27 protein-coding genes, 1 tRNA gene and 1 riboswitch are annotated in these 26,208 nt (G+C 39.7%); of the genes, 3 read left to right on the top strand and 25 right to left on the bottom strand.

Annotated elements, in window-relative coordinates; translation table 11 throughout:
* Positions 1 to 156 precede the first annotated feature (156 nt).
* Genes dltD through QM857_RS08570 form a run of 5 tightly spaced genes read right to left on the bottom strand, consistent with a single transcriptional unit; the run spans position 157 to position 4,632 of the window.
* Complete coding sequence (dltD, locus tag QM857_RS08590) at positions 157 to 1,425, bottom strand: D-alanyl-lipoteichoic acid biosynthesis protein DltD (RefSeq protein ID WP_414275692.1); 1,269 nt, start codon at positions 1,423 to 1,425, stop codon at positions 157 to 159.
* Complete coding sequence (gene dltC, locus QM857_RS08585; RefSeq protein ID WP_000351968.1) at positions 1,418 to 1,657, bottom strand: D-alanine--poly(phosphoribitol) ligase subunit DltC; 240 nt, start codon at positions 1,655 to 1,657, stop codon at positions 1,418 to 1,420. The genes dltD and dltC overlap by 8 nt, the downstream gene beginning before the upstream one ends.
* A gap of 31 nt (positions 1,658 to 1,688) precedes the next feature.
* Positions 1,689 to 2,933: a D-alanyl-lipoteichoic acid biosynthesis protein DltB gene (dltB, locus tag QM857_RS08580; protein WP_414275691.1), complete on the bottom strand. Its 1,245-nt coding sequence runs from the start codon at positions 2,931 to 2,933 to the stop codon at positions 1,689 to 1,691.
* Positions 2,930 to 4,480, bottom strand: coding sequence for a D-alanine--poly(phosphoribitol) ligase subunit DltA (gene dltA, locus QM857_RS08575; RefSeq protein ID WP_414275690.1), 1,551 nt, complete (start codon positions 4,478 to 4,480; stop codon positions 2,930 to 2,932). Before dltA ends, dltB begins: the two co-directional genes overlap by 4 nt.
* Before the next feature lie 20 nt (positions 4,481 to 4,500).
* The gene (locus QM857_RS08570) at positions 4,501 to 4,632 is read right to left on the bottom strand and encodes a teichoic acid D-Ala incorporation-associated protein DltX (RefSeq protein ID WP_247922321.1); all 132 of its coding nucleotides are present in this window, start codon (positions 4,630 to 4,632) and stop codon (positions 4,501 to 4,503) included.
* Between the two features lie 270 nt (positions 4,633 to 4,902).
* Between QM857_RS08570 and hslO the strand changes: the two genes are divergently transcribed.
* Together hslO and dusB are read left to right on the top strand one after the other, a co-directional pair.
* Positions 4,903 to 5,775 carry an Hsp33 family molecular chaperone HslO gene (gene hslO, locus QM857_RS08565; RefSeq protein WP_414275689.1) on the top strand — a complete coding sequence of 291 codons (873 nt, stop codon included), beginning with the start codon at positions 4,903 to 4,905 and terminating at the stop codon, positions 5,773 to 5,775.
* Complete coding sequence (gene dusB, locus QM857_RS08560; protein WP_414275688.1) at positions 5,762 to 6,742, top strand: tRNA dihydrouridine synthase DusB; 981 nt, start codon at positions 5,762 to 5,764, stop codon at positions 6,740 to 6,742. Before hslO ends, dusB begins: the two co-directional genes overlap by 14 nt.
* Before the next feature lie 48 nt (positions 6,743 to 6,790).
* Here the strand turns inward: dusB and QM857_RS08555 are convergent, their stop codons facing one another.
* Positions 6,791 to 7,477: a DUF1275 family protein gene (locus tag QM857_RS08555; RefSeq protein ID WP_303407639.1), complete on the bottom strand. Its 687-nt coding sequence runs from the start codon at positions 7,475 to 7,477 to the stop codon at positions 6,791 to 6,793.
* 122 nt (positions 7,478 to 7,599) lie between these two features.
* Positions 7,600 to 8,262 carry a hypothetical protein gene (locus tag QM857_RS08550; protein ID WP_414275687.1) on the bottom strand — a complete coding sequence of 221 codons (663 nt, stop codon included), beginning with the start codon at positions 8,260 to 8,262 and terminating at the stop codon, positions 7,600 to 7,602.
* Positions 8,263 to 8,546: 284 nt separating this feature from the next.
* Between QM857_RS08550 and QM857_RS08545 the strand changes: the two genes are divergently transcribed.
* The gene (locus QM857_RS08545; protein WP_414275686.1) at positions 8,547 to 8,777 is read left to right on the top strand and encodes a hypothetical protein; all 231 of its coding nucleotides are present in this window, start codon (positions 8,547 to 8,549) and stop codon (positions 8,775 to 8,777) included.
* Between the two features lie 35 nt (positions 8,778 to 8,812).
* Here the strand turns inward: QM857_RS08545 and QM857_RS08540 are convergent, their stop codons facing one another.
* From QM857_RS08540 to QM857_RS08455, 18 genes are all read right to left on the bottom strand, one after another.
* Positions 8,813 to 9,586: an NUDIX domain-containing protein gene (locus QM857_RS08540; RefSeq protein ID WP_414275685.1), complete on the bottom strand. Its 774-nt coding sequence runs from the start codon at positions 9,584 to 9,586 to the stop codon at positions 8,813 to 8,815.
* A 76-nt stretch (positions 9,587 to 9,662) separates the two neighbouring features.
* Positions 9,663 to 12,095 carry an ATP-dependent Clp protease ATP-binding subunit gene (locus QM857_RS08535; RefSeq protein ID WP_414275684.1) on the bottom strand — a complete coding sequence of 811 codons (2,433 nt, stop codon included), beginning with the start codon at positions 12,093 to 12,095 and terminating at the stop codon, positions 9,663 to 9,665.
* A 6-nt stretch (positions 12,096 to 12,101) separates the two neighbouring features.
* Positions 12,102 to 12,560: a CtsR family transcriptional regulator gene (locus tag QM857_RS08530; RefSeq protein WP_414275683.1), complete on the bottom strand. Its 459-nt coding sequence runs from the start codon at positions 12,558 to 12,560 to the stop codon at positions 12,102 to 12,104.
* Positions 12,561 to 12,886: 326 nt separating this feature from the next.
* Positions 12,887 to 13,126 carry a hypothetical protein gene (locus QM857_RS08525; RefSeq protein WP_414275682.1) on the bottom strand — a complete coding sequence of 80 codons (240 nt, stop codon included), beginning with the start codon at positions 13,124 to 13,126 and terminating at the stop codon, positions 12,887 to 12,889.
* Positions 13,127 to 13,213: 87 nt separating this feature from the next.
* Positions 13,214 to 13,417 (bottom strand): hypothetical protein, encoded by a 204-nt coding sequence (locus QM857_RS08520; protein WP_414271950.1) that lies wholly within the window; start codon positions 13,415 to 13,417, stop codon positions 13,214 to 13,216.
* Positions 13,418 to 13,518: 101 nt separating this feature from the next.
* Positions 13,519 to 14,247: an ABC transporter ATP-binding protein gene (locus tag QM857_RS08515; RefSeq protein ID WP_414275681.1), complete on the bottom strand. Its 729-nt coding sequence runs from the start codon at positions 14,245 to 14,247 to the stop codon at positions 13,519 to 13,521.
* Positions 14,247 to 15,254, bottom strand: a complete 1,008-nt coding sequence (locus tag QM857_RS08510; RefSeq protein ID WP_414275680.1) for an ABC transporter substrate-binding protein — start codon at positions 15,252 to 15,254, stop codon at positions 14,247 to 14,249. The genes QM857_RS08515 and QM857_RS08510 overlap by 1 nt, the downstream gene beginning before the upstream one ends.
* 37 nt (positions 15,255 to 15,291) lie before the next feature.
* Complete coding sequence (locus QM857_RS08505) at positions 15,292 to 16,050, bottom strand: ABC transporter permease (protein WP_414275679.1); 759 nt, start codon at positions 16,048 to 16,050, stop codon at positions 15,292 to 15,294.
* A complete protein-coding gene (locus tag QM857_RS08500; protein WP_414275678.1) occupies positions 16,013 to 16,303 on the bottom strand; it encodes an MTH1187 family thiamine-binding protein in 291 nt (96 codons plus the stop codon). The genes QM857_RS08505 and QM857_RS08500 overlap by 38 nt, the downstream gene beginning before the upstream one ends.
* 75 nt (positions 16,304 to 16,378) lie before the next feature.
* Positions 16,379 to 16,481: riboswitch (TPP riboswitch) on the bottom strand.
* Positions 16,482 to 16,744: 263 nt separating this feature from the next.
* Positions 16,745 to 18,277: a cardiolipin synthase gene (cls, locus tag QM857_RS08495; protein ID WP_414275677.1), complete on the bottom strand. Its 1,533-nt coding sequence runs from the start codon at positions 18,275 to 18,277 to the stop codon at positions 16,745 to 16,747.
* Between the two features lie 171 nt (positions 18,278 to 18,448).
* Positions 18,449 to 19,393: a 3-oxoacyl-[acyl-carrier-protein] synthase III C-terminal domain-containing protein gene (locus tag QM857_RS08490; protein ID WP_414275676.1), complete on the bottom strand. Its 945-nt coding sequence runs from the start codon at positions 19,391 to 19,393 to the stop codon at positions 18,449 to 18,451.
* Positions 19,394 to 19,407: 14 nt separating this feature from the next.
* Positions 19,408 to 20,670, bottom strand: coding sequence for a F390 synthetase-related protein (locus tag QM857_RS08485; RefSeq protein WP_414275675.1), 1,263 nt, complete (start codon positions 20,668 to 20,670; stop codon positions 19,408 to 19,410).
* A complete protein-coding gene (locus tag QM857_RS08480) occupies positions 20,648 to 21,463 on the bottom strand; it encodes an MBL fold metallo-hydrolase (protein ID WP_414275674.1) in 816 nt (271 codons plus the stop codon). The genes QM857_RS08485 and QM857_RS08480 overlap by 23 nt, the downstream gene beginning before the upstream one ends.
* The gene (locus QM857_RS08475) at positions 21,438 to 22,418 is read right to left on the bottom strand and encodes an NAD-dependent epimerase/dehydratase family protein (RefSeq protein WP_414275701.1); all 981 of its coding nucleotides are present in this window, start codon (positions 22,416 to 22,418) and stop codon (positions 21,438 to 21,440) included. Before QM857_RS08475 ends, QM857_RS08480 begins: the two co-directional genes overlap by 26 nt.
* Positions 22,418 to 23,689 carry a glycosyltransferase gene (locus tag QM857_RS08470; protein ID WP_414275673.1) on the bottom strand — a complete coding sequence of 424 codons (1,272 nt, stop codon included), beginning with the start codon at positions 23,687 to 23,689 and terminating at the stop codon, positions 22,418 to 22,420. Before QM857_RS08470 ends, QM857_RS08475 begins: the two co-directional genes overlap by 1 nt.
* A 184-nt stretch (positions 23,690 to 23,873) precedes the next feature.
* Entirely contained in the window at positions 23,874 to 25,025 is a 1,152-nt protein-coding gene (locus QM857_RS08465) for an iron-containing alcohol dehydrogenase (protein ID WP_075230326.1), read from the bottom strand.
* Between the two features lie 142 nt (positions 25,026 to 25,167).
* Positions 25,168 to 25,590, bottom strand: coding sequence for an RbsD/FucU family protein (locus QM857_RS08460; protein ID WP_414275672.1), 423 nt, complete (start codon positions 25,588 to 25,590; stop codon positions 25,168 to 25,170).
* 492 nt (positions 25,591 to 26,082) lie between these two features.
* Positions 26,083 to 26,156, bottom strand: a tRNA-Pro gene (locus QM857_RS08455).
* Positions 26,157 to 26,208 lie beyond the last annotated feature (52 nt).

The following is a 26,208-nucleotide window of genomic DNA, read 5'->3' as shown; positions in this document are numbered from 1 at the left end:
CAAGGAGTCAAGAAAAAAGATGAAAACAATTTATTATATTTTCATTTTCTCGATACTTTTTTCTTACTATTACTCGATTACTATACTAGACTAGCTATCAACAAAAAACTCAGCGATTACAAAGAGCCCAAACCAAGGTTCAGGCTCTGTTGCTATTTATTGAAAATCTTTGATATTACCATCGTAATCCGCCCAATCCTGACTGAAGAATCGATCATTCATTTGGTAATTAGGAGCTGTTGTTGGATTACTCAAAAAAGGATTTACAACCTTGTCAAACGCCAACCAGCCTAACCAACCGATATGAATCGTATCCTTGACAAAGTAGGGATCTCCTCCGTTTTTTGAAAAGTCAGCGATATTGGTGAAACCTTGACTCTCCAATTGGTATCGAATTTTTTCGACAGAGTGTTGATACATTTCTTCACTCAAGCCTGTATAATCCATCCATTTTTTATTGACAGGTTGAAACACGAAGAGAACATTGACCTTAGACTTGGCAAATTGATCGAGTACTAACTGCAAATCATTATACTCCCTTGACTGGAGAAAGTTGTAATTTTTTTGATACCCTTCCCACTTTTTTAAATCTTTCTTTAGTTGAGTATTGTAGAAGTGATTCTCCATTCCCAAATCATTATTGGTCGTATTTGCTTCTGCGTCCTTACGTGCAATATTTTCCAATTCTTCATACGAAAATTGATCCGGGAGGCTGTTCAAATATTTTTCAATATGATCTTTATACTTTAATTGGCCTCGGATGGAGAATTGACCAAAAAGGGCCGCTTGTCTTTCATTGAATTCTGCAGAAGCTGTAATTATTAAATGATCAAAGTCTGACAACTGTTCATTCTTAGCCAGTTTTTCAACAATCCCCTTCATCGGTACGCTGGGATTCTGCTTCAAGAGTCTATTAGCCGCATACTGAGTAGCTACATCCCCAGATTGATTTTCCAAGAAGGCAGTCAACTGGTCGTTGTTAAAATAGGTTTGAAAAGTAACTGGATCTTGATCTTCCTTTGTAAACCACTGTGGAGAGATTACAAATACCGCTTGTTTGTTTTCAAGCTCAGATGTGATTTGTTGCATCCCAAAATACTGACTAAGAGAAGCGGCTCCTGCCTGCCCCATAAAATACGGACGGTAGGAGCGACTATACTTTTCAGCTAACACTCCTGGATGCATGCTGTCAAAACGAATCCATTCACTTGATCCAAAGAAAGGGACAAAACGCATATCAGGGTCTGTAAGAGCTCTTACTTTTTGACTTCTTTCCTTAAAGCTTTCTGCACTTATCGAAGCCGCAGAGTATTTCTCCTCCATTAGATTATGACTCTTACTACTAGGATAGAAAAAAATGAGTAGAAGAACCAATAAACCTGCAATAAGAATCGGCCCGAAGATTAACCACAGGCGTTTAAGCATTCTTTAACTCCGTAATCCCTGCCACGATTTTATTGGCTGTATTCCAATCATCACGGCCAAATTCTGTAACCGGGACACGTATGTCAAAGCGGTTTTCGATTTCCACAATCAATTCAACCGTTCCCATACTGTCCAAGACACCTGCATCGAAAAGATCTTCATCCATCATGTCAGAAACATCTTCCATAAATAATTCATCGATAATTTCAATAACTTCTGATTTGATATCCATTTTTAAATTTCCTTCTATTTTTTAATTCCATTTATTTTTTAAACCATAAATCATTCAAAAATCCAGAAAAGATTAAGAATGAAATCATTACGACATGGAAGGTTATCACCATGCCAAGCAACTGAGCCCAACGATTTTCAAGCAAGGGAGATCGTCCTGCTTTCTTACGTTCTTTATTGAGCGTTTTTTTCTTTCTGACCCAGGCATCATTCATCACTAAGCCTATCCCATGAAAGAGTCCGTAAGCGATATAAAACCATGTTATCCCATGCCAGAAGCCCATAAGGAGCATGTTTAGGATATAGGCAATACTTGAAGTCACATTTCGATTCTTAAAAAGCTTCTTTCTCGTCATCAACATAACCATGCGCATAAAGATAAAGTCACGGAACCAGAAAGATAAACTCATGTGCCAACGATTCCAAAATTCCTTCAAATCTCTCGATAAAAAAGGTTTGTTGAAGTTAATCGGACTACGAATTCCCATCAGATTTGAAATAGCTATAGCAAACATAGAGTAACCTGCAAAGTCAAAGAAGAGCTCCAAACCAAATGTGTACATGATGGCCACTACATAATAGTTAAAGAAACCACCTGTTTGTAAAGCTAAATTCTTTAGCGGTGGTAATAAAATCTCGCCTAAAATATGAGCTAGGATAAATTTATACAGAAATCCCCACATGATATACCGAACGGACTCAGCTAGCATATCCATCAATTCATCGCGTTCTGGAATCGTCTTATAATTTTCATTAAAACGTTTGAAACGATCAATGGGACCACTTGAGAAAGTCGGCATAAAGAGAAGAAAACGCAAATATTCCCACATTTTCAAATCCTTTATGACTCCATCTCTAAGTTCGATGATGATTCCTACCGAACGAAAGGTTAAATAGGAGATTCCTACAAATCCTAGTAGAGACTGTGTGCCATTAATAGCTGGTTGCACCTTGACAAAGATGATGGGAAGCAATGATAATAGACTTACTAGGTAGAAAGTCCATTTACCGTCTCGACCTTTTCGATACTGCTTGTAAAAAAGAACCAGTACAATTTGCCAAATCAGATAAAGCCCTAAGGCGGCTAATTGATTGGTCTTTCCACCCGTCAACATAGTGACGATAAAGAAGAGACTAACCAATATTTCATACCAGGCAAAACGTTTTTTGAAAAAAAGACCGATAAAGATTGGTAAAATTGCAGCGATCACATACAAAAAGTACTGCGGATTCCCATACGGCTCAATATGAGGTAGCTGTTTCAGGAAATCCATCATCTATTATTCACCTCATTAATCAATCCTTTAATGTCAATCTTCCCATTTGGAGTTAGTGGTAAATCCTCTCTATAAAGGAACTTAGATGGCATCATATAAGACATCATAATATCTTCCAAGTCTCCCTTGATAGCTTTCGTGATATCAATTTCTCGCTCAAATTGTTCTTTTATGCCATCTTTTAAGATGACATAGGCCAAGAGATTTTGGACCTTGTGATCCTTGTTGTAACGTGGAACTGCAACAGCAGATTCAACGTACTTGGATTTGTTCAAGTTTTGAGAGACATCCTCTAGTTCAATACGATAGCCATTAAACTTGATCTGGAAGTCCATCCGTCCACCGTAAAGAAGAAGACCTTCATCTGTCATAGTTCCAACATCTCCAGTGTGGTAGGCTGGCAAACCTTCAAATTCGAAGAAAGCTTCAGCTGTTTTTTCAGGATTATTCATATAGCCTTTTGAAACAGCTGGTCCAGACACGATGATTTCACCTTGCTCACCATTTGGCAATTTATTTCCTTCCTCATCAATGATGAAGGTTGGAGAATCTTCTTTGGTATAGCCAATTGGCAAACGTTTCAAGGTTGCCAACATCTCATCTGTAATAGCGACTGCTGACAAAGCTACCGTCGCTTCCGTTGGACCATAAGCATTGATGATACGCGCATTTGGAAAACGCTCGCGCAATTTTTGAGCAGTTTTAACTGTCAACTCTTCTCCATCGAAGTAGAAATGGGTAATCCCTGACATCTTTTCAGCATTGAAATCTTCAGACAGCATGGCCATATCTGCAAAAGATGGTGTCGAAGTCCAGATAGCAATCGGGAGAGAAAAGATGGTCGCAAAGAGTTGTTTGAAATCTTGAGTGATGGCTGATGGAAGGGCAAAAAGCGTTCCTCCAAGAGCCAAAGTTGGTGCCCAGTACATGACAGACAAGTCAAAGGAATAGGGCGGTTGTGCCAACATTTGCGGACGCTCTGGCGTTGCAAATTCCTTGTCCGTAATCATCCAGTTGGTAAAGCTGAGCAAGTTGTCGTGCGAAATTTGCACCCCTTTTGGTTTCCCAGTTGTCCCTGAAGTAAAGATGATGTAGTAGTTATCATCCCCCTTGACCGGATGTTGCAAGTCATACACATTCTGAGCCGCATAAGCTTCACGTACTTGCTCCAAGGGCATGATTGGAGCAGCTGGGTTTCCCAATGGAAATTCATTGATAGCGATGATTAAGCTTGGCTCTGCTACTTCAAGAATGGCGGACACGCGCTCCAAAGCAGAATGGCTATCAATTGGGATATAGGCATGGCCAGATTTTGTCAAGGCCACAAAAGTAGCCAACATCTCATACTCTTGACCACCAAAAACAACTACAGGAGATTTCTCGGGTAAGTCTAGTCGATCAATAGCTGCAGCCAAGCTATCTGAATCAGCCTTCAATTGACCATAGGTATGCTCTTCTCCAAGGACATTATATACTGGAAAAGCAGGCTGAGTTTGAGCAAAATACTCAATTCTTTCAATCATATCTCTAATTGGCTTATTAGACACGATTCGTTCTCTCCTTAAAACTAAAATTCATTGTAAATAAAGCTTCCCTGACTTTGCCCTAAATAGCTAAAGAAATAAAGCAAACCAAGTAAAATAATAAAATACAGGACAGTTTGCCCTAAAAAAACATAGTATGGTTTCTTTTTATTCATGATTGATTTCTTTTCTGTAAATTTTCATCGTTTTTCTCAAGCATACAATTACTATTTTATCTTGTTCTCATTTTACCACTTTATTCCCTTTGTTTTCAACTGTTTACCATTTTTTAGAAGTTGATTTTAGCTTATTTTAAGACAAGACAAGCTAGGAATAAAAACATCATCCCTTTGTTATCTAGCGCAAACAATTTTAAATCATGCAATTTGAAAGACTAGCAAACACACGGCTCCCGCTTTGGGCATTTTTATGCTAAAATAGTAGCTATGGATAAAATTATTAAAACTATATCAGAAAGCGGAGCTTTTCGTGCTTATGTACTAGACAGCACTGAAACTGTCCGCACTGCTCAAGAAAAACATCAAACCCAAGCTAGTTCAACCGTAGCGCTTGGCCGTACACTTATCGCAAGCCAAATTCTCGCTGCCAACGAAAAAGGAAATACCAAGCTAACCGTCAAGGTTCTTGGAACTAGCTCCCTCGGTGCCATTATCACAGTTGCAGATACCAAGGGTAACGTCAAAGGCTACGTTCAAAACCCTGGAGTTGACATTAAAAAGACTGCAACAGGAGAAGTCCTCGTTGGACCTTTTGTCGGAAACGGTCAATTTCTAGTGATTACAGACTATGGCACTGGAAATCCCTACAACTCCATGACTCCTCTCATCTCTGGAGAAATCGGTGAAGACCTAGCTTTCTATCTTACAGAAAGTCAACAAACGCCTTCAGCTGTAGGACTTAATGTTCTTTTAGACAAAGACGACAAGGTCGAAGTTGCAGGTGGCTTTTTGCTCCAAGTATTGCCAAATGCCAAAGAGGAAGAAATCGCTCGTTTTGAAAAACGAATCCAAGAGATGCCAGCCATTTCAACTCTTCTAGAAAGTGACGACCATATCGAAGCCCTTCTCAAGGCTATCTATGGTGACGAGCCCTACAAACGTCTGTCCGAAGAAGAAATTCGTTTCCAATGCGACTGTAGCAAAGAACGCTTTATGGATGCTCTCGCTAGCCTCCCAAGCTCAGATTTACAGGAAATGAAGGATGAAGACCACGGAGCAGAAATCACTTGTCAATTCTGCCAAACAACTTATAACTTTGATGAAAACGACCTGGAGGAACTCATTCGTGACAAATCTTAATACACCTTTTATGATTGGGAACGTCGAGATCCCAAACCGGACGGTCCTCGCACCCATGGCAGGTGTGACCAACTCAGCCTTCCGCACAATTGCAAAAGAACTTGGAGCTGGGCTAGTGGTCATGGAAATGGTCTCTGACAAAGGTATCCAATACAACAACGAAAAAACCTTACACATGCTTCATATCGATGAAGGGGAAAATCCAGTTTCCATCCAACTTTTTGGTAGCGATGAAGATAGCCTAGCTCGCGCAGCAGAATTCATCCAAGAAAACACCAAGACCGATATCGTCGATATCAACATGGGCTGTCCAGTTAATAAAATCGTTAAAAACGAAGCTGGGGCTATGTGGCTCAAGGACCCAGATAAAATTTACTCTATCATCAACAAGGTCCAATCTGTCCTTGATATCCCCCTCACTGTCAAAATGCGTACGGGCTGGTCTGATCCATCCCTCGCAGTTGAGAATGCCCTAGCTGCCGAAGCTGCAGGTGTCTCTGCCCTCGCTATGCACGGCCGTACACGTGAACAGATGTACACTGGTCACGCGGACCTAGAAACCCTTCATAAGGTTGCACAAGCTCTAACCAAGATTCCATTTATCGCCAACGGCGATATCCGCACAGTCCAAGAGGCTAAACAACGCATCGAGGAAGTCGGGGCCGACGCCGTTATGATTGGGCGTGCAGCCACGGGAAATCCTTACCTCTTCAACCAAATCAATCACTACTTTGAAACTGGAGAAATCCTGCCTGATCTGACCTTCGAAGACAAGATGAAAATCGCCTACGAGCACTTGAAACGCTTGATTGACCTCAAGGGCGAGCACATTGCCGTTCGCGAATTCCGCGGCTTAGCCCCTCACTACCTCCGTGGGACATCTGGTGCTGCTAAACTTCGTGGGGCTATTTCACAAGCAAGTACTCTAGCAGAGATTGAAGCACTCTTACAATTAGATAAAGCATAATCTTCTATCTCACAAAAAAAGGCAAAGCTCAAAAAGAGCCTTGCCTTTTTATATATTTTCATCTTGCAAATCTAGTTGCTTCACTCTAGCTATATAGTAGGACATAATCAAAAATAAATTGAAGCTGACAATCCAAATAGACCATTCATGAAAAAAATGCATCGATACAGCCAAGCTAATGGCCCCCACTACAAAACTCCCTACAACAATCCCATAGTTTAAGGCTTGACGACGATATTCTTGAATATCTCCTTCTCCTCTAACGATGCAATACAAAGCAGTCAACATCTTTCGGTAATTTCCAGAGGTCATAAAAATGACATAGGGATGATCTTCAATCAAACTCCCCGTAAATGTTAGCATCATCATGCCTGTTCCAAAAGCAATAAAAGGTACTTCTAGCAAAGGAAATCGAGAAAAGAAGGGCAAAAGAAGAGTTCCAATAAATAAGGGAAGTAGCATCTTAACCCGCCAATAGGCTGTTTTGCGATATTCTTTCATGTGTAATGCAAACAGAAATCCTAGAGAAAAGAAAATAATGGAGCAGAATCGCAACATGGTATTGATAACATGTGAGTCGTGCCAATCTGATATCAGTAGGAGGATATTCCCTGTTTGTGTTGCCACCAAACTATGGTACTGAATGTGACAGAACACATCCAAAGAACCACCTATAAAGCCAAGAAACACTCCCATGAGTCGTGTATTTTGAGGTAAAATTAATTTATCCGCCATTGCTTTATCACTCATTCCCTTTCGATGCATTTATTATACCACTTCTATTGGAGAAATTAAGTGAAAAACAGTTGGACTACTCTTTTGTAAATCTAAGTCTAGACTATACTTGAGGTAGTTTCCTATGGTTGAATCAACACAACACTAGAAACTGTACCATCTGCTCCTGTTGTAATTTGGATGATTTTTCCACCACCTACTTCAGCATTGTATTTTCCATCATCAAGGGTATAAGAATAGCTTTGAATAGAGTAGTTTTCTTTCTTACCCTCAGCAGATTCTACTGTAAACTGGCCATTTGATGAGACAGTGATCGTTTCGCCATTAGCACCCTTCCAATTCCCAGCTGCAGCCGAAAAGTCTTTGTCCACCATAGTCAAGACACCTTTATAACGTTTGTTATGTTCTGCTTGCTTATCTTGAAGTTTACGATCAGTTGCTGGATCATAAGTTGACTGACTTGCTGGATTGGATTGACTTTGTGAAGTCTGTTGCTGTGGAGCTTGTGGAGTTTGCGCTGCTCGATTTGCCTCTTGTCCTTGAGTTGTTGGACTTGATGCTTGTTCAGAGGAAGCTTTTGCTTTTTCTGAAGTCGTAGTACTTGTTGAAGCTTGAGTTTTACTTTCTTTGTTGGAAGAGTTTGCCTTAGAACTAGAAGATGCTTGTGTTGTCTTACTAGAATTATCACTTGCAGTGTTCTCTTTCTTATTTCCGCATGCTCCTAAAAGCAAAGTTGAAGCTAGTACAGTTGCGGCCATTAATTTGATAGAAGTTTTATTTTTCATTTTACACTCCTTATGTAATATTTTTGAAATGTTTAGAAATATTTTTGTAACAATATTGTAATATTTACTTTTGAATCTGTCAACTATTTAGAACAGGTTTTTATCTGTATTTTTTAGCAAATTTATTGATACTTTTTATCCTCCTATCTCTATTATTCGTTAAAAATTTAAAAAACAGGAAATTTTTCCTACTAAAAATACTATATCTTATAAGTGTAATCGCTTGCATTTTTTTCTTGAAGGGCTATAATAAAATTGAAATAGTATATTGGAGGTGTAGGTTTATGTCAAAGAAATATTACAAGTATCTTCCTTGGTTGATTTTAGCTGCTTTCGTTTCTTATGGGGGTGCTACTCATTACGCTCAAACAACATTTGATTTGTTCTACCTAACTGCCATTTTCATGATTGTCTACGTGGCTCTAATGTACTTACATGAACACTATTTAAAATATAAATACAAAGATTTATTCATTCGAATCATGAGCAATTCTAATAAAGATAAACATCCTTAAACAAAAAGAGGTCGAGAAAATCCCGACCTCACTTTTTATTTTAATCGATAAATAGTGATAACTTCCTTTTGAGGAATCCGTTTAAAACCAACTTCCTCTATGTTATGACCATATTTCGATAAGAAACTATCACTCGTACATAATTTTCCTGGGCATAGAATCTCAACGAGGGCTAAACCATCATCCACTGTGAATTCATCCTCAAGTAAATAAAGGAAACGAGGGTTATAGTCGATAGCTTCTTGAATCTTCTTGATGGATGCTTGAATAATGGATAAGTGGTCAAATGCAAAGTCCTTCTCTTCCAGTTCTTTGCCATCCAAATAACACTTACCTGTATGAAAATCAACATCTACAAGAAGGACTTCCTTGGCATCATCTCCTGCTTTAGCCAAGTCATACGCTCGACCAGGTAAGTAAACCAAGTGGGCAATAGTAACTGTCCACCCTCTGGGATCACGGCCAGGAGTCGATACTGTCACAAGCTGCTCAATTTTTTCCAGTGGAAGCTCAAGATTGATTTCTTCTTTTACCTCACGTTGACAAGCATGGGCAGCATCTTCCCCTTTATCCATAAATCCACCAACTAGCGCTAAACAATTTTGAAAAGGATGTGCCTTCCGACGAATCAGAAAGAGCTTCATCTTCCCTTCTACAAAGCAATAGGCTACCATATCCACAGTCACACTTGGCTTTTCATACTGGGGGAGTGCTTGCTGGTGATACCACTCAAGAAACTCCTCCTGACTTGCATGAACTTCAAAGTACTCTTTTTCTGTCATCCCGGTTGGAATTATCTGATTCATCATCTTCTACTTCCTTTCTGCAATTGATGGCAATGAAGGGTTTCTCTCTACCGTAACTGGAGTATCCTAGTTCTTGTTTTTATACAATGTCAAATTTCAATTGACCTGCTTTGACACCAATTTTAAGTGTCTTACCTTCTTTCAGTTCACCTGTAAGAAGAAGCTCTGCTAGTTTGTCTTCTACTTCTGTTTGCAGAGTTCTGCGCAGTGGGCGAGCTCCCATCTCTGGATCATATCCCTTCTGAGCTAGAAGCTTAAGGGCAGATGCTTGGAGTTTCAAGTTAATTTCTTTTTCTGCAAGACTAGCAATCAATGGTTTGACCATAATTTTAACCACTTCCTGCATATCTTGACTTGACAAGCTATGGAAGACCACTTTTTCATCAATACGGTTGATGAACTCTGGACGATAAGTCTTTTTCAACTCTTCAAACATCCGTTTTTCCATATTTTCCTGATCAAAACGAATATCTTTAGCTCCAAAACCGACTGTCTTGTCATCACGAAGAGCTGTCGCACCAAGGTTTGACGTCATGATAATGATGGTATTTGAAAAATCAACCTTGCGACCTTTACTATCTGTCAAGACACCATCATCTAAGACCTGCAAGAGCACATTAAAGATATCTGGGTGTGCCTTTTCTACCTCATCAAAAAGCAAGACTGAGTATGGTTTGTTACGAACCTTCTCGGTCAACTCTCCGCCTTCTTCATAGCCTACATAACCTGGAGGTGCTCCGTTAAGACGACTGGCTGCGAATTTCTCCATGTATTCACTCATGTCAAAACGAATGAGAGCTGACTCGTCATCAAAGAGAACTTCTGCCAAGGCTTTGGCCAATTCAGTTTTACCAACACCTGTCGGTCCTAGGAACATAAAGGATCCAATTGGACGTTTGTTATTGCGAATACCCGATTGATTTCGGCGAATGGCACGACTGATGCTTGATACCGCTTGTTCCTGCCCGATAACACGTTTATGCAGTTCAGCTTCAAGATTGAGATACTTCTTGGCATCCGTTTGTGTCAATTTTTGAACTGGAATGCCTGACAAGCGACTCAAGGTTGTCAAAATATCAGACTCTTTTACTAGATCTTTATAGACTGGAACTTTCTGTTCTTTTGAAATGAGCTGAGCCGCTTGTTTCCATTTGCCATCCATCAAAGCCCTATCTGCAGCTGTTAAGCCTGACTCATCTTTTTTAGCGTGCTTTGATTTATTTTGGACAGTTGCTGCCGCTTCATCCAAAAGATCAATCGCTGAGTCTGGCAAGTGACGACTAGTCAAATAGCGATGTGCCATTTTGACAGCTGTTTCGACTGCATCATCTGTAATTTGAACATGGTGGTGTTTCTCATAGGTTGCTTTCAAGCCACGCAAGATAGCCATACTATCAGCCACACTGGGTTCCTCAATCATCACTTTAGCAAAGCGACGAGAAAGGGCTGCGTCTTTTTCGATGTGTTTTTGATACTCTTCCTGAGTAGTTGCTCCAACGGTTCTCAGTGTTCCACGTGCCAAGGCAGGTTTCAAGATATTAGCCGCATCCAAGGTCGAGTCAATCCCACTTCCTGACCCCATAATAGTATGAAGCTCATCGATAAAGAGGATAACCTTACCATCTTCCTCGATATCTTTGATGATATTGTTCATACGTTCTTCAAAGTCACCACGGAATCGAGTCCCTGCAACCACATTCATCAAGTCAAGCTCTAGAACACGCATCTTAGCCATTTCAGCTGGTACATCTCCATTAGCAATTCGCTGTGCAAGGCCAAGTGCCAGTGCTGTTTTACCGACACCCGCATCTCCAACTAGAACTGGATTATTTTTGGTCTTACGACTCAAGATTTGAATCATACGTGAGATTTCTTGGTCACGACCAATAACTGGTTCCAACTTGCCAGAACGAGCTTGCTCTGTGAGGTCATGAGTGTAATCTTCCAAACCACCACTTGGAGTTTGAGGCATGCCCATCATATTGGCCATGGAGTTTTGCTTATCTGCTACTGAGCGATGGCGCTGACGTAGAGCCTTCAAATCTTCCTTTGTCCAACCAGCACGCGCTTCAAGGCTACGACGAAGTCCAGCAATTTTGACTTGGTCCTTCTGGTCTTCATAAGAAAAGCCAGCTTTTTCCAAAATGCGAGTAGCTAAAGCATTACCGTCATGCAAGATTGCGTAGAGAAGGTGCTCAGTTCCCAATGCTTTTGCATGTACAACGGAGGCAACATGTTCCGCCTCCAACATCAAGACGTTTAAACGATAAGAAAAAGGGAGTTCCTGATAATCTTCCTTGTGGCTATAGTTGGCCTCTGTTAATTCAATAGCTACCTCCTCTAAACGATCAATCTCATACGGAAACTCATTCAAAGTTGCTCCAGCAACACTGTAGCTATGATTAGCCATAGCAATCAGTAGGTGCCAAGACTCCAGGTAGTCTGCTCCAAAACGACTCGCCACTAGAAAGGCACTGTCGATACATTCTCTCAATGCTTTTGAATATTCCATTAAATTTTATTTTCCTTTTCTATCTACTTCATGCAATAACTGACGAAGCATATTGGCACGAATATAATCAGCTTCCTCACCCAAAACACGATCTGAGGCCGTTGCAACTAACAGATTCATCTCCTGACGAGTCAAGAGTTCCTGTTCAAGTAAAAGTTTTAAAACATCTTCAAAGATGACTTGGTTTACCTCATCACCCACTGAATACAACAAATCACGGAGCATATCATGATGGTTTGAGAATTCAATTCGACCTATACGAATATAGCCCCCACCACCACGCTTACTCTCAACTAGATATCCTCTACTCTCTGTAAAACGAGTTTTAATCACATAATTAATCTGGCTAGGTACGACTTGAAAGGTATCCGCTAGCTGGCTACGTTGCAATTCGACGATACCAGATTGTTCTAAAATCGCCTTGATATAGGCTTCAATATGATCCGATGTATTTTTAAATTTCATAGCTTGCTACCTCCTTTTTAAACTTTGACTATCTTTGACTATACTATCATTTAAGACTCTATAAGTCAAATTTTTAGGGCTCAAGCCTTGAAAATACTGAGTTTTAAAAATAGCTATAGGTAACAAGCAATTCCCATTTCATTTTCTATCCTACAATTAGGTTATAATAACAAAGTTACACTTAGCTTTCAAATCCTTTGAAAGTATGTTATTTATCATCAAATCTAAGAAATATTTCGTAAAGTCTAGAAAAAACTTCGGTATCATTAATGATGTACCGAAGTTTTTTTGAAGTGTGAATTTTTCACAGTTTTACCTACTATAGTTCATATTCTATCCGAGAAAAAATCTCTCCAGAAAGGATTTTCGCTATCAAAAATTCTAACTTCTTCTTCAGTCATATTGTGAGGATAATCTTTAAAAAGATTATAGAACTTCTTTTTATCAAATGTAATTAACATCAACCCTCTAGCGAACCAGGCTGTATCAACCCACCAAATTATATCACCATCATTTTCTTTATAGCAATACTCGGACCAACTTACTTCTTCAAAATCATCTTTCATGCCCCTCAGCTCCCTTCATTTGTTTAGAATCTGCTGTATTGATAAAACTCAATATCTTGTGAAATTCAGGGTTATTTTTCAATTAGTTCACATCAATGAGATAACTCTTTGCATCATATTTCCACCACTAACAGCTTCGATTATTTGTTTCTCAGTCATTTTTTTACGGCTTTTTTTGATAGGATTTGAATAAATTCCGTTCTGTAGAGCTAGCTTTCTAACTTCGCTCATTTGAGAATTATTATTTATATCCTTCCTTGCTTCAATTTTATCACTTTCATCTTTTTTCATCACATCACCATACGTCAATTATATCACTTTTCTCTATCAGAATTTCCATTTATAGACAAAAGAGAGCAGTAAAGAATAGACTTCACCAACTCTCTTCATTTCTAATTATTTAAGCCCAACTCCGCTAAGATTTGGCGTTTATAGGCAATTTTTTGAACTTCCTTGTCTTCGCCTTCAGACCAGTCGAGTTTGATTTCAGAAACAATCTGCCCAGGGCGATTTTTCAAGATATAGATGCGATCACTGAGATTGAGGGCCTCCTCTATACTATGCGTGATGATGAGCGTCGTCAGGCCTAGCTGTTTATGAATATCAAGATACCAGGCATGAAGTTCCATCTTAGTCATCTCATCCAAAGCGCTAAAGGCCTCGTCTAAAAGAAAGGGCTTGTGCCCGAAAAGGTAGGTACGGAGTAAAGCAACACGCTGGCGCATCCCACCACTGAGTTCATGAGGGTACTTATCCCTTACAGCCGTCAACTGAAAGGTAGCAAGGGTTTCGTCTGCGCGGGCAATGGCTTCTGCCTTGTCCACCTTTTGGATCAAGAGGGGCAAAATGATATTGCCAAGGACAGTCTTGTGTTCCAAGAGCAAATCCTTTTGGAGCATATAACTCACGCGCCCCTTGGGATTTTCCTCACCATCAAGAATGATTCGTCCAGACTGGACTTCTAAAATACCTGCAATCAGGTTAAAGAGAGTAGTCTTTCCTACACCACTGGGCCCTAGGATAGAGACCACTTCACCTGAAGTTACCTGTAGATTAATATCCTCTAAAATCTTTTCATTGTCGTAGGCATAGCTTACGTGTTCTAGTCTAATTTCTGTCATTATTTTACAAATTCGTTCGTGAATCCTTTATCAGTCAAGTCTTCCTTGAGGATTCCATTTTCTTTATCCCATTTGTAGAAGGCATTCCAGCGGTCAGCATCAAACTGTCCCCATTTTTCCTTGTCGCTTGCGTATTCTTTTGACAAGTATTTTTGAGATTCAATGACAAAGTCACGTTTATCCTTTAACTCTGGGGCATTTTTGATGAGGATATCAGCCGCTTCTTCTGGGTGATCCATCGCGTATTGGTAGCCTTTTTTGATAGCTTGGATGACTTTACGAGCTTCTTCTTTGTTGTCTTTCAGATAGTCATTGTTTGCGATGATAACTGGTGAGTAGTAGTCAAACTCTTTGACATAGTCTTTCAAATACATGAAGTTGGCATCCACTCCTTGAGATTTGGCAAGGAGTCCATCCCAACCGTAGTAAATCCAGGCAGCATCAAAAACGCCATTGGCAATCGGAGTGATCGAGTTTGAGTCGTTGTTTGGTACTTTTTCAACCTTCTCAAAGTCTCCACCTTGAGATTCTACCAAGGTTTTCAACATCGCAAGCTCAGTTGGGTCATTCCAAGTTCCGTATTTCTTACCTACCAAATCTTTAGGACTATTGATATTGTCAGACTTACGAGAGATAATCCCTGATGTATTGTGTTCTACAATCGCTGCAACGGCAGTAATACCTGCTCCTTTTTCCAATTTCTTAGCCATGTAATCTTGGAAATAGATAGCAAATGGCGCCTTACCATTGATAACCAAGTCAGATGAACTTTCTTCTGGTGGCAATTTCAAATCAACATCCACTCCAGATTCTTTGAAATAACCTTTTTCTTTAGCTACATAAAGCCCTGTGTGGTTGGTATTGGGTGTCCAGTCTAGGATAAAGTCAATTTTTTTGAGTTCTGCTTCTTTGTTATCCTTAGAAGCTGTTCCTTGGCCACAAGCCACAAGCACGACAGCTAGAAGAGCTGTTACAATCGTTAAAAACACTTTCCATGTTTTCTTCATTTTTATTTCCTCTTTTCTTTTTCTAAAACGCTCTATTTTAAGTACGTTTCCATTTAATCACATATTTTTCACTGATATCGACTAGCTTCATACCCAGAAGACTGATCAGTGATACCAGAATAATAATTGCAAACATGGTATCATACTGAAATAGTTTTTTGGACTGAATCATGTAGACACCAAGTCCTTCAAAGCCTCCCAACCACTCAGATACCACTGTTGTGATAAAGGCGTAGGAGACACTGACCCTAAGTCCTGCATAAAAGTAAGGCAGGCTGACCGGGATTTTAAAATGCCACAGGATTTGCCAAGGATTGGCTCGCATCAGACTAAACAAGGTCAGCATATCCTTGTCACAATGCCTAAAACCATCTAAAATACTAACGATGATAGGAAAGGTAGTCGTCAAGATAATCAAAACAATCTTGGGCAAGATTCCATAACCCAACCATAAAACTAGGATAGGGGCTATGGCAATTGTCGGTATAGTCTGGACAACCACCATCATGGGGTAAATCAGGTCATTGAGCCATCCCAAACTATCCATAAGGACGGCCATAATACAGGCTATCAAGACACCCAAGACCAAACCTAGCAAAGCTACTCTCAAGGTTGCCCAGCTATGGTACCAGAGAAATTCTCTGTCACGAACAAAAGACTGGAGAATCTCAAGTGGTGTCGGCAGGATAAACTTTGGTAAGAGTTTTAAGAGTCCCGCCACCTGCCAAGCGGATAAGACACCAAAAAATCCTAGCAGACTAATATGCCGTCTCATTATACTTTTCAAGTTTCTCATCAATGCTTAAAATCTCTCCTATATTTATTTTCACATTGGCAAAAACATTGTCTGCTCCCTGACCTGCCACTTCTAGCGCTTCTTTGAGAATGCGCATAAGCTCATCAAACTCCCCCTCTAAGACTGTTTCAAATGGTGTCACCACCATGGTCACTTCTTGAGCTTGCAGATAGTCAATGACCTTATCAATTACAGCTATGCGGTCAATCCCCTGTGATAGGGGCAGGACTTGTAAAGCAATGCTTGCTTTCATTAAAACCTCCTTCTAAGTTACAGTTTTTCTTTGTAAAAAAAGAAAAACCTCTTCCATATATGAAAAAGGTGCAAAATTAGGCCAAGTATCGTTCCCTACGCTGGCATTACCCAGATCAGGTGCGGTCGAAGTTTAACACTTCCTCTCAGACTGTACACAGACTCCCATATATTATATGGACATATGATAACGAAAAATAAATAAGATGTCAAGGAAACTGCTTACAGAAAAGAGAGTGGGACAGAAATCGGTAATTCGTTAGAATTCGATTTCGTCGTCCCACCTCCGCACAGTTGAGTAGGGCTGTAAAAGCTGATGAAATCAGCGTAGTAAAGCCCACTCAACCACTGCGTCTTGCTCGACAATCCAAAAAAAATTGAGAGGCTAGGACTTTTGTCCCAACCTCTCCTCTAATCATCTATTCTCAGTTAATTCTTTCAATTAAAGCATAGGTGCAAATAACTGTGTTACTTCTTTAATCATCATTTGATACCATGTAGGATTTATGGTATCCGAGAAGATCTCTTGAGATTTTTCAAAAATTCCTTCAAAATCTTTGCGAATATCCGCTATTGACTCTGTTTTGTAGAGTAGTACTGCATTTTCATAGTGGTGAACCAAGCTACGATAATCCAAGTTAATAGTACCGACAGCCGCGAATCGATCATCAACAATCATTTGCTTACTATGGATAAAACCAGGTGTGTATTCAAAAATGCGAACACCCGCAGATAAAAGATCTGGATAAGCTCCCCGTGTTACAAGTTGAATAAGCTTCTTATCTGGTATGTGGGGTGTGACTATTCTCACATCTACACCTCGCATAGCTGCATTCTTTATATCCTCTGTTAAATCATAATCGATAATGAGATAAGGCGTTGTAATATAAACAAAATCCTCTGCTTGATTAATCAGATTTTGATAGACAATTTTACCCACCTTCATCTGGTAGATTGGTTTCGGTCCACTACCGTATGGGATACAAAGACCACTACCAGACCGTGTCTGATTTTCCAAATGATACTGATCAAAGTCACTGATTTCCCCACGGTTGATGTACCAGTTCATGAGAAATAGTCTTGTAAAGGCTTGAGTCGCCGGACCATCTATCCGAATTCCACTATCTTTCCAGTGTCCAAAACGTTCAATATGATTGATATATTCGTCTGCAAGGTTGATCCCACCAGTGTAGGAAATCTGCCCATCAATAACCAAGATTTTACGGTGGTCACGGTTGTTATAGGCTACTGTCATACGAGGAATCACCTTATTAAACTTATGAGCATTAATCCCTTTAGACCGCAAATGAACGGTATAATCTCCAGGCAAAGTCACCATACAACCAATATCGTCATAGAGCATCTTGACTTCAACTCCCTGAGCAGCTTTTTCTTCTAGAATTTCGAGCATGCTATCCCACATCAAGCCCTCTTCGACAATATAGTATTCAAGAAAAATAAACTTTTCAGCTCTTTTTAGATCCTCCAGCATCTGTTGCCACATTTCCTCACCACTTGCGAAAAATTGTGAATCTGTCTGGTCATAGACTTCTGCATTATTATCCATATGTAGCAAGGCATTGATAATTCCGTAAGCTGATTTATCTGTCTCCTGTAGCTGCAGATGGAGTTGGCGCCCATTATTCTCATGAAATGCAATAGAATTCAATTCCTGGAGTTGTTTCAGTTCTTTTTTTGATAGTCGGCGCTCACCAAACATGATATAAAGTAATGGACCAAACACCGGCACAAAGGTCACAATCAACCAAGTCACTTTGCTTTCAGGCGTCATCGAACGATTAACAATCGCTATAACGGTTGCTACGCTGATCAAAAATACAAGAGTCACCCAAATAATCGGTGCAATCTGGCTCATGTAAAGAATAATTCCGAAAACAAGAACTAATTCTATTAGAATAATCGCAATACTAAAGCCATACTTGGACATCAATAATCGAAATTTTCTGATTCCCATATCTCCCTCTCAATTTCTAAGTCTACTCCCTAATTCAACGTCTGAAAACGCTTGTTACCTTCTAGTATACTTAGTTTCATAAAACTTATCAAGCTTTTTCTGTATAGGCCGATAGTTCTACGTTTAAAATTAATTTAAAAAGCAGGCCACTTATAGGTGCCTGCTCTTATTTTACAATTTCAAAGCCAACATATTAACCGTCATACCAGCTGCAGTTCCCATCAAGAAGATGGTATCTCCTTCTTTTACATAGCCATGATCGAGTGCATAAGCCAAACCAAAAGGTACAGCAACGGAGACCATATTTCCATAATCCGTAACAAGGTTAAGGTACTTGTCTTCATCTACACCCAGTTTTCCCATGACCAAAGGAAGAGCGCGACTGGCTTGGTGGGGAATAATATAGTCTACAGCATCTTTAGAAATGCCAGATTTCTCTTGGAATTCTTGGAACATTTCTGGGATGACACGAGCAGAAAGCAAGAGGATTTTCTTGCCTTTCATATCAAACATAAAATTGGTCTTGGTCTCTTCAGAGTACTCTTTTGGCTGATAAGAAGTCAAACCTCCACGAATCTCTGTATCGTGAGCCCCCTCTGACCAAGTACGTTGAAGACTAGCGATAACTCCCTTATCCTTATCACTTGATTGGAAAATAAAGGCAGCCGCTCCATCACTAAAGAGTTCATAACTTTCTTTTTGCTTTGGATTGAGACCCAAGCTACCAACTTCACTAGATACAATCAAAACACGACGGTATTCTCCAGCTTCAATCAAGTACGACATAGTCGAAAGAGCTGAAATAAAACTTGTACAAGTCGTATTGATATCCATAGCTGGGATAGAGAGCCCTTTTGCCACACGTTCATGTATCAAAGCTGCCGTACAAGGAATCGGCTGAACACCAACCGCACTAGCTGATACCAGGCAATCAATGTCTTTCATACTCAAATTTGCATTTTTAAGTGCAGCTTGGATAGCTGCTTCTGCCAAATCTAGTTGCGTTTCTTCATTTTCAACCACACGATGACGGGTCTGGTCTTTAAATTGAACCGTATTTTTTGGAAGGCAGACTCCATAACCTGCAATTTCTACATGTCTTTTTACTTCTGTCATAATTTTTTGTCCTTTCATAAACGTTGGATACGTTTGAGCTTACGACTTGTATCCCAGTGATAATCTGAAAATTGTATTTCAGGTTCTTTAAACTCTTTTTGTTGCGCCAAAAGTCGAAACTGCTCTGTGATTGCTGTTTCTACTTGCTCATCTCTTCGACTCAAAAAAACTTCCACTAGCTTCTCAGAATGTTGTTTGACTTGGTAATCTCCAACATTCTCCACAAAGAGAATGCAACGTCTGATAAAGTCAGGATAAATCGTTACCTGACCTCCATCTTGTCCATCAAAATAGAAGATGTCATCAGAACGCCCTTCGACCTTGTCAATCCTTGTGTAATGAGATCCACATGGACAAGGTTCAGGGTTCTCAACCAAGATATCGTTGAGCTGGTAGCGATAAACAGGCTGACTGCTCCGCTTAAAATCAGTAATGACTGGATAAAAACGTCGGTCATCTAAGTAGTGTTTTCCCACAAAAATGATGTCTTCATTGAGATGAAGATTCCCAGCAGAGCAAGTACAAGCTAGGAAACCTTCGGTTGCCTGGTAGACTTGGTCAATAATCGGCAACTCAAAAGCGCTCAAAATTCGCTCTTTATCACTATCTTCCAAGATTTCAGCCACCGAAACGATTTTTTGTGGGTGAATGACTAACTCCCCATCTTTTAAACGCTTGCTCAATTCAATCAACATAGAAGCAGGCGCCACCACAATGGTCGGTTGATAATTGTTGAGACGCTCGATATGCTCATCTGTATTCTTGAAAATATCAAAGTACTCTAAACGAATAAGTGCCGTATTGATGGTCTGATAGAGTTCATTATCTGCTCTGAGGAAAAAGGCTATGCTGTGCCCAAAAAGTTGGCCCTTGGGCAACATCTTTGCCAAGATAGCTGCTGCCCACATACTTCTCTCTTTTTCAGTTGTGATAAAAAGTCCCCGGTGTCCAGATGTTCCAGAAGACAACCCAACAGCTATTTCTCCCTTAAGCTCTGTAAAATTCCTGGTCTTTTCACTTTCAATAGCCAAAGCCAAGGCCTCGTCTCGATCTACACCTTGGGTGTTGAGCTCATTGAAATGACTCATCATAAAAGCCTTGTCCATATGGTCAAAGTCACTAGGTACACCATTTTTAAAATAAGGTGACTCACGTTTGAGAAAGTCCATATAGGCAGCCAGCTGTTTTTTCTGATAGTTTTCTAAGGCTTTTCGAGATTTAAAATTATGTAGCCAACGAGTTTGGATAAAGGTTTTAAGAAAGGTTATTTTTTTCATACAAGATCCGCTCAATCCTTTCTACAGGGTCATGGCTAACTAGCACTTCTATTCCATCCTTTAAAACCTCTTCCAAGAGCTCTGTTCCTTTGATATAGTCATCCTTACTATCTTGCACCAAGGAAGGAACCAGATGCATCTGTTTGGTGTAAGGTAAAAGGTCAATTCCCCAACAAAGATCTGCTGCGATAAAGAGATGATAATCTGGAATAAAGAGACAGGCTTGGCCCTTAGCATGCCCATCAATAGAAGCAACGAAGATACTTCCGTCTCCAAAAAGATCGATGGTAGGGCGATACTTAAAGTTAGCATTTTGCTGATTTTCCTTGGTGACTGTCAATCTTTCCTCGAAATCACTCGGCAAAAATTCTTTAAAAATTAAATCTTTTAGTTTTGGTTTCTTGTAAACATCATAGACTTCCTGGGTCAGGATAAAGTTTGCATTCGGAAAGAAGCTAGCCCCTCCCAAATGATCTGGATGTAGATGAGACAACAAGACATAGTTAATTTCTTCTGGCTTGATCCCTTTAGCTTTCAGCAAGTGCAAAATCTGATCTTTCTCCGTCATTTGAACTGGCGTCCCCAAACGGTAAAAAGCATAGCGAAGTTTCGTCTTAATATCATAGTGATAGCCAGTATCATAGAGCAGATAACCCTTATCCCTGTGCTTGATAAGGAACACTCCTGCGGGGAAAGTCATCTTTCTATTCTTGACACCCTTAAAAAGCAAACCGGCATAACTCGTACAATATCCCGCTGGGAAATACTCAATGCTTTCGATAATCTTTGACATATTGTTCAATCCCTTCTGAAATACTAATTTTCGGATGATAACCCAACTCCTTCTCGGCCTTGCTAATATCCAGCGTTTGACTATAGCGAAGCAAGTAATAGGTATACCGAGTCAAAGCTGGCTCCCCCTTAAGATTTAAGGTCTTATAGAGAAATTCTAAACTAGTTGCAATTACTGATAACAGAAATGCTGGAATTTTTCTGTATTTGATTGGATAACCCAGACCTGTCAAACTTTCCTCTAGCAAATCTCTAAAAGCCCTCGGTTCACCATTAGTAATGTTATAAACCTCACCTTTGGCTTCTGGAGCTTCTATGGCCAAACGGATTGCCAGAGCAACATTTTCCACGCAAGTCATGTCCATGAGCTGACGCCCATCTCCAATTAAAGGAATACCAATTTTTTGACTAAGATTGATCACCCGTGGCAGGATGCTAGTATCTCCAATCCCAAACAGTCCCCGAGGCCTCAAGATAATACTAGGAACATCTGGATAATCCTTAAAGAGTTTCTCCGAAGCCAATTTGCTACGGATATAATTATTGAGATTATTTTCCTCCGGAGCATCACTTTCTTTGATAGCCAACTGATCCTTAGGAGCAGCATAGACGCTTGGTGAGGATACATAGACTATACGTTGAATACCTGTTTGGCGACATGCCTCGAGAACATATTTGGTTCCTAAAACATTAGCCTGATAAAAATCTTCCCAAGGACCCCAAACTGTTGACAGGGCTCCCGCATGAACGACCAGATCCATCCCCTTGCAAGCCTCTAGCACATCATCAGCTTTGGTCAAATCACCCTGAAAATAGCTAACCGAAGAATTCTCTAAAGAGCGACCAACCTTACTGTTTCTACCAAAAGCTCGAACCTGATAGCCATGCTCGACTAATTCTTTTACGACATATTTACCCAAGAAACCTGTCGCTCCTGTAACTAATACTTTTTTCATCATTCTTTCTCCTTATCTGCTAACAGACGATGGATTTCGCTTTCCAAAATTTCTGTTGGATGATAGGATTGTGCAGCCTGGCGTAAAATTTCTAATTCTGACCAATCTTCTTTAGCTAATAAACTATCAAAGGCTTGTCCAATTGCCTTGCTGTTATCTCTTTTAGCTGTAAAGGCAACACCCGCTTCCACACCACGAACGGCATAATCAAATTGGTCATAATCATGAGGCAGAATCAAAGCTGGTTTACCATAAATGATACATTGATAAAAAATCCCAGCCCCCCCGTGATGAATCACGTAATCCATCTGGGGAATGTACTCCTTATAAGGTAGATAAGAAACTACGGAAAGGTTCTCCATGAGATTTTCACATTGGAAGGCCTCTCCACCTACACCACGAGTTACAAAAAAGTGACAATCAGGATGAGCTTTTGCAAGTTGCGTAGCTTGATAAATAAGATTTTCTTTTGCCCAAGCTAGTTGTGTCCCACAAGTCATCAAAACTTTCTTTCGCTCCATAAAAGGAGACAAATCTAAAGGATAATCCTCTCCTGCCTCAACTGAAGCACCAGAAGGACCAACCCACTTGTAGTGTTTTGGAAATCCCTTTTTTAATTCTAATTCTTTCATACCAATACCAAGAATCGAATATTGAGAATAAATGGTCTCATGACCGAGTTGATTATACAATTTAAAATTATATCTTTTTAAGCGATCACGAAACGAAAAAGATACAATCCGTTTCACTAACCGAGTTGCTTTTCTACCTAAAAATTGTACTGAAACTTGCCAACGATTCTTGGGACTTCCCAGCCCACCAAAGAAACAAGGAGGACCATCTGTCGTTTCAATCGCAAACTGGGTCGCCATAGTTGATATCCACGGAATTCCCATCTGCTCAGCTACAAGTCCACCAGATAGTGTGATAAAGTCCACTATGACAATGTCCGGACGATGATTTGTCCATTCTTGGATTAATTGGTCCGAAACTAGGTTTATCAAATCAAGACTAGCAGACAACTGTCGATAGGCTGAAATAATTCCTAACTGCTCCTTATTGTTGGCAGCTTTTTCAAATTCTTTTACGTGTCCTTCTAAAATGGGAAGAACCTGAAAACCAACTGCCTCTGCAACAGCCTTTTTCTGAGGACCTGTAAGTAAACGAATCTCATACTGAGGATTTTGTAATAGTGGTGCAAGTAAATTCATAGTTGGATACAAATGTCCACTTAAAGGAACAATCACAACATCGATTTTGATTTTCTTCATAATCCTAGCATATCAAATTTTCCAAAAAAGAACTATCACAAGGATAGTTCTTCTTAAATATTATTGGTTTTAAATCATAGGAATAGTATTTGATTCCCTGGTACATTATTTAAATATTCGGGAGGAATTCATAATGTAAGAATCTTAAATTTACTATCCCTAAAAAATTCCAAAGTAGCTCTCCTTAGAACAATTCCTTATAGAAAGCAATGGTTTCTTCCAAAGTTGGCATGAATGGATTACCTGGTGCACAAGCATCAATCAAGGCATTCTTAGAAAGGTATTCAAAGTCAAAGTCTTTTTCTTCGATACCAAGTTCTGTCAATTTCTTAGGAATACCGACAGTCTCAGAAAGTTTTTCAATTTCAGAAATAGCATAAGCAGCACATTCTTCATCTGATTTTCCTTCGATTTGCATACCCAAGGCCTTAGCAACATTACGGAAGGCTACAGGTACACGTTTGGCATTTTCTCGCTCAACGACTGGCAAAAGCATAGCACAGCAAACACCATGAGGCAAGTTATAGACAGCCCCCAATTGGTGAGCCATTGAGTGAACATAGCCGAGTCCAGCATTGTTAAAGCTCATTCCTCCAAGGAAGATAGCATTAACCATACCTTCACGAGCTTCGATGTCATGTCCGTTTTCTACTGCACGTGGAAGATATTCTTTAATCAGCTCGATAGCTCCTATAGACAGTTTCTTAGTCACATCATAAGCACCTGGTGTTACCAAAGCTTCAACAGCGTGAGTAAGAGCATCCATACCAGTAGCAGCAGTCAAAGCTTGAGGTTTTGAAATCATCAATTCAGGGTCATTAACAGAGATAAGAGCCAGACTGTTCTTATCAACCATTACCATTTTAACCTTACGTTCTTCATCAGTGATAACGTAGTTGATAGTAATTTCTGCTGATGTACCTGCAGTAGTATTGATAGCTACAACAGGAAGGCCTTTTTGAGCAGACTTATGCAAACCTTCGTAATCCTGTGGCTTACCGCCATTAGTAGCGATTACAGAAATACAGCTAGCTGCATCCTGTGGAGAGCCACCACCGACAGAGATGATAAAGTCACAGTTATGCTCCTTCAAAGCAGCGACCCCATCCATAACATTTTTACAAGTAGGGTTAGGTTCAACATCACTAAAGATAACGTAAGCAATCCCTTCATCATCTAAAGGTTTTAAAATTTTTGGCAAGATATCACTTGATTCGATATACTTATCTGTCACCAAAAGAGCCTTAGTATAGCCCAACTCCTTAACATAAGGCCCAACTTCATTTACCACACCTTTACCAATAAGGTTAACTGCTGGAACGTAAAATGTTGCCATATTTTTTCCTCCTTGCGTTTTTCATGCTTTATATTTAGGTTAATTATATAATATATTTCCTATATTTTCAAATATTTGTGATTTTTTTAACAAATAAATCGTAAAGGAAGGGAGTGGGAAGCCCCACATCCCCCTTATTTTTTTACAAAATGCTTTTTTTCAGGATAATATTTCCATAAAGAGCACTTTCTCCAGTTTGAATCACTAAATAAGCTTTCTCTGCCTGATCGTAAAATTCAAAACGTTCAAACTCTTTGATAGATGCACCTGTATGATACTTGCCAAGTAAGGCTTTATATTCATCCCAAATAACTGGAATCGTTGGATCTCCTGGTACAACGTGCATAAGGCCTGCTTGATAGTCACTGTATGTATCGAGAGGTAGTAGTTGCAAAATAGCATCCAAGATCACAGGAACTCCATGACCATCACAACGAACAACGCGTTGTCCGATCCTGTGAGCTGGGAAATTTGCATTAGCTATCACTAGCTCATCTCCATGTCCCATCTCCATTAGATACTTAACTAGCTCTGGGCTAATAATTTTAGGAATATTCTTTAACATTTACTCCCCCTTCTCTACTAATGACTTGAAAAACTGTTGACTAGTTTCGACATTATCCAAATCATCTACTACATAACTTTTTAGTAATTCTGATTGTCGAATGAGATTTTGTGCTTCCTCCCTTGACTGAACAATTCCCAAAGTTAACAATTGAGACAAAACATTTATGCGAGATTCTTTTTTTTACTTATATAAAAATCACCGATTCAACCTATTATGATTGAATCGGTGATATATTTTATTTCTTACTAAAATTTTGTGTTCCTAATACAGTTAAGGACTATTCTAGAGTTAATAATACGACAAAAATAAAGTCCATAATTCAAAAAGTTGTTTTATCCCTTGCTAAAATATCAAAATGAGAAGACCCGATCGATGGAGCCCTTTCAAATTGAAATTCTTTCATCATTCTACAGCAGTTGACACAGTGAAAAAAGATTCATAACAAATAAAAAAAAAGAACAACTAGTGTTCTAACTCATGTAATATTTATCGGGAAGACAGGATTCGAACCTGCGACACCTTGGTCCCAAACCAAGTACTCTACCAAGCTGAGCTACTTCCCGAGTTAAATGTTTAATGCACCCTAGAGGAGTCGAACCTCTAACCGCCTGATTC

Origin of the sequence: Streptococcus infantis (genome assembly GCF_047463315.1) — a bacterium.
Classification (GTDB): Bacteria; Bacillota; Bacilli; order Lactobacillales; family Streptococcaceae; genus Streptococcus; species Streptococcus infantis_AB.
The sequence above is the reverse complement of the archived record's forward strand: the minus strand, read 5'-3'. Positions and strand labels throughout refer to the sequence as shown.

Excerpts from the sequence above, each read along its gene's own strand:
- dltD (WP_414275692.1), bottom strand. The coding sequence starts at position 1,425 with ATGCTTAAACGCCTGTGGTTAATCTTCGGGCCGATTCTTATTGCAGGT.
- dltC (WP_000351968.1), bottom strand. The coding sequence starts at position 1,657 with ATGGATATCAAATCAGAAGTTATTGAAATTATCGATGAATTATTTATG.
- dltB (WP_414275691.1), bottom strand. The coding sequence starts at position 2,933 with ATGATGGATTTCCTGAAACAGCTACCTCATATTGAGCCGTATGGGAAT.
- QM857_RS08570 (WP_247922321.1), bottom strand. The coding sequence starts at position 4,632 with ATGAATAAAAAGAAACCATACTATGTTTTTTTAGGGCAAACTGTCCTG.
- hslO (WP_414275689.1), top strand. The coding sequence starts at position 4,903 with ATGGATAAAATTATTAAAACTATATCAGAAAGCGGAGCTTTTCGTGCT.
- QM857_RS08555 (WP_303407639.1), bottom strand. The coding sequence starts at position 7,477 with ATGGCGGATAAATTAATTTTACCTCAAAATACACGACTCATGGGAGTG.
- QM857_RS08550 (WP_414275687.1), bottom strand. The coding sequence starts at position 8,262 with ATGAAAAATAAAACTTCTATCAAATTAATGGCCGCAACTGTACTAGCT.
- QM857_RS08545 (WP_414275686.1), top strand. The coding sequence starts at position 8,547 with ATGTCAAAGAAATATTACAAGTATCTTCCTTGGTTGATTTTAGCTGCT.
- QM857_RS08540 (WP_414275685.1), bottom strand. The coding sequence starts at position 9,586 with ATGATGAATCAGATAATTCCAACCGGGATGACAGAAAAAGAGTACTTT.
- QM857_RS08535 (WP_414275684.1), bottom strand. The coding sequence starts at position 12,095 with ATGGAATATTCAAAAGCATTGAGAGAATGTATCGACAGTGCCTTTCTA.
- QM857_RS08530 (WP_414275683.1), bottom strand. The coding sequence starts at position 12,560 with ATGAAATTTAAAAATACATCGGATCATATTGAAGCCTATATCAAGGCG.
- QM857_RS08525 (WP_414275682.1), bottom strand. The coding sequence starts at position 13,126 with ATGAAAGATGATTTTGAAGAAGTAAGTTGGTCCGAGTATTGCTATAAA.
- QM857_RS08520 (WP_414271950.1), bottom strand. The coding sequence starts at position 13,417 with ATGAAAAAAGATGAAAGTGATAAAATTGAAGCAAGGAAGGATATAAAT.
- QM857_RS08515 (WP_414275681.1), bottom strand. The coding sequence starts at position 14,247 with ATGACAGAAATTAGACTAGAACACGTAAGCTATGCCTACGACAATGAA.
- QM857_RS08510 (WP_414275680.1), bottom strand. The coding sequence starts at position 15,254 with ATGAAGAAAACATGGAAAGTGTTTTTAACGATTGTAACAGCTCTTCTA.
- QM857_RS08505 (WP_414275679.1), bottom strand. The coding sequence starts at position 16,050 with ATGAGAAACTTGAAAAGTATAATGAGACGGCATATTAGTCTGCTAGGA.
- QM857_RS08500 (WP_414275678.1), bottom strand. The coding sequence starts at position 16,303 with ATGAAAGCAAGCATTGCTTTACAAGTCCTGCCCCTATCACAGGGGATT.
- cls (WP_414275677.1), bottom strand. The coding sequence starts at position 18,277 with ATGGGAATCAGAAAATTTCGATTATTGATGTCCAAGTATGGCTTTAGT.
- QM857_RS08490 (WP_414275676.1), bottom strand. The coding sequence starts at position 19,393 with ATGACAGAAGTAAAAAGACATGTAGAAATTGCAGGTTATGGAGTCTGC.
- QM857_RS08485 (WP_414275675.1), bottom strand. The coding sequence starts at position 20,670 with ATGAAAAAAATAACCTTTCTTAAAACCTTTATCCAAACTCGTTGGCTA.
- QM857_RS08480 (WP_414275674.1), bottom strand. The coding sequence starts at position 21,463 with ATGTCAAAGATTATCGAAAGCATTGAGTATTTCCCAGCGGGATATTGT.
- QM857_RS08475 (WP_414275701.1), bottom strand. The coding sequence starts at position 22,418 with ATGAAAAAAGTATTAGTTACAGGAGCGACAGGTTTCTTGGGTAAATAT.
- QM857_RS08470 (WP_414275673.1), bottom strand. The coding sequence starts at position 23,689 with ATGAAGAAAATCAAAATCGATGTTGTGATTGTTCCTTTAAGTGGACAT.
- QM857_RS08465 (WP_075230326.1), bottom strand. The coding sequence starts at position 25,025 with ATGGCAACATTTTACGTTCCAGCAGTTAACCTTATTGGTAAAGGTGTG.
- QM857_RS08460 (WP_414275672.1), bottom strand. The coding sequence starts at position 25,590 with ATGTTAAAGAATATTCCTAAAATTATTAGCCCAGAGCTAGTTAAGTAT.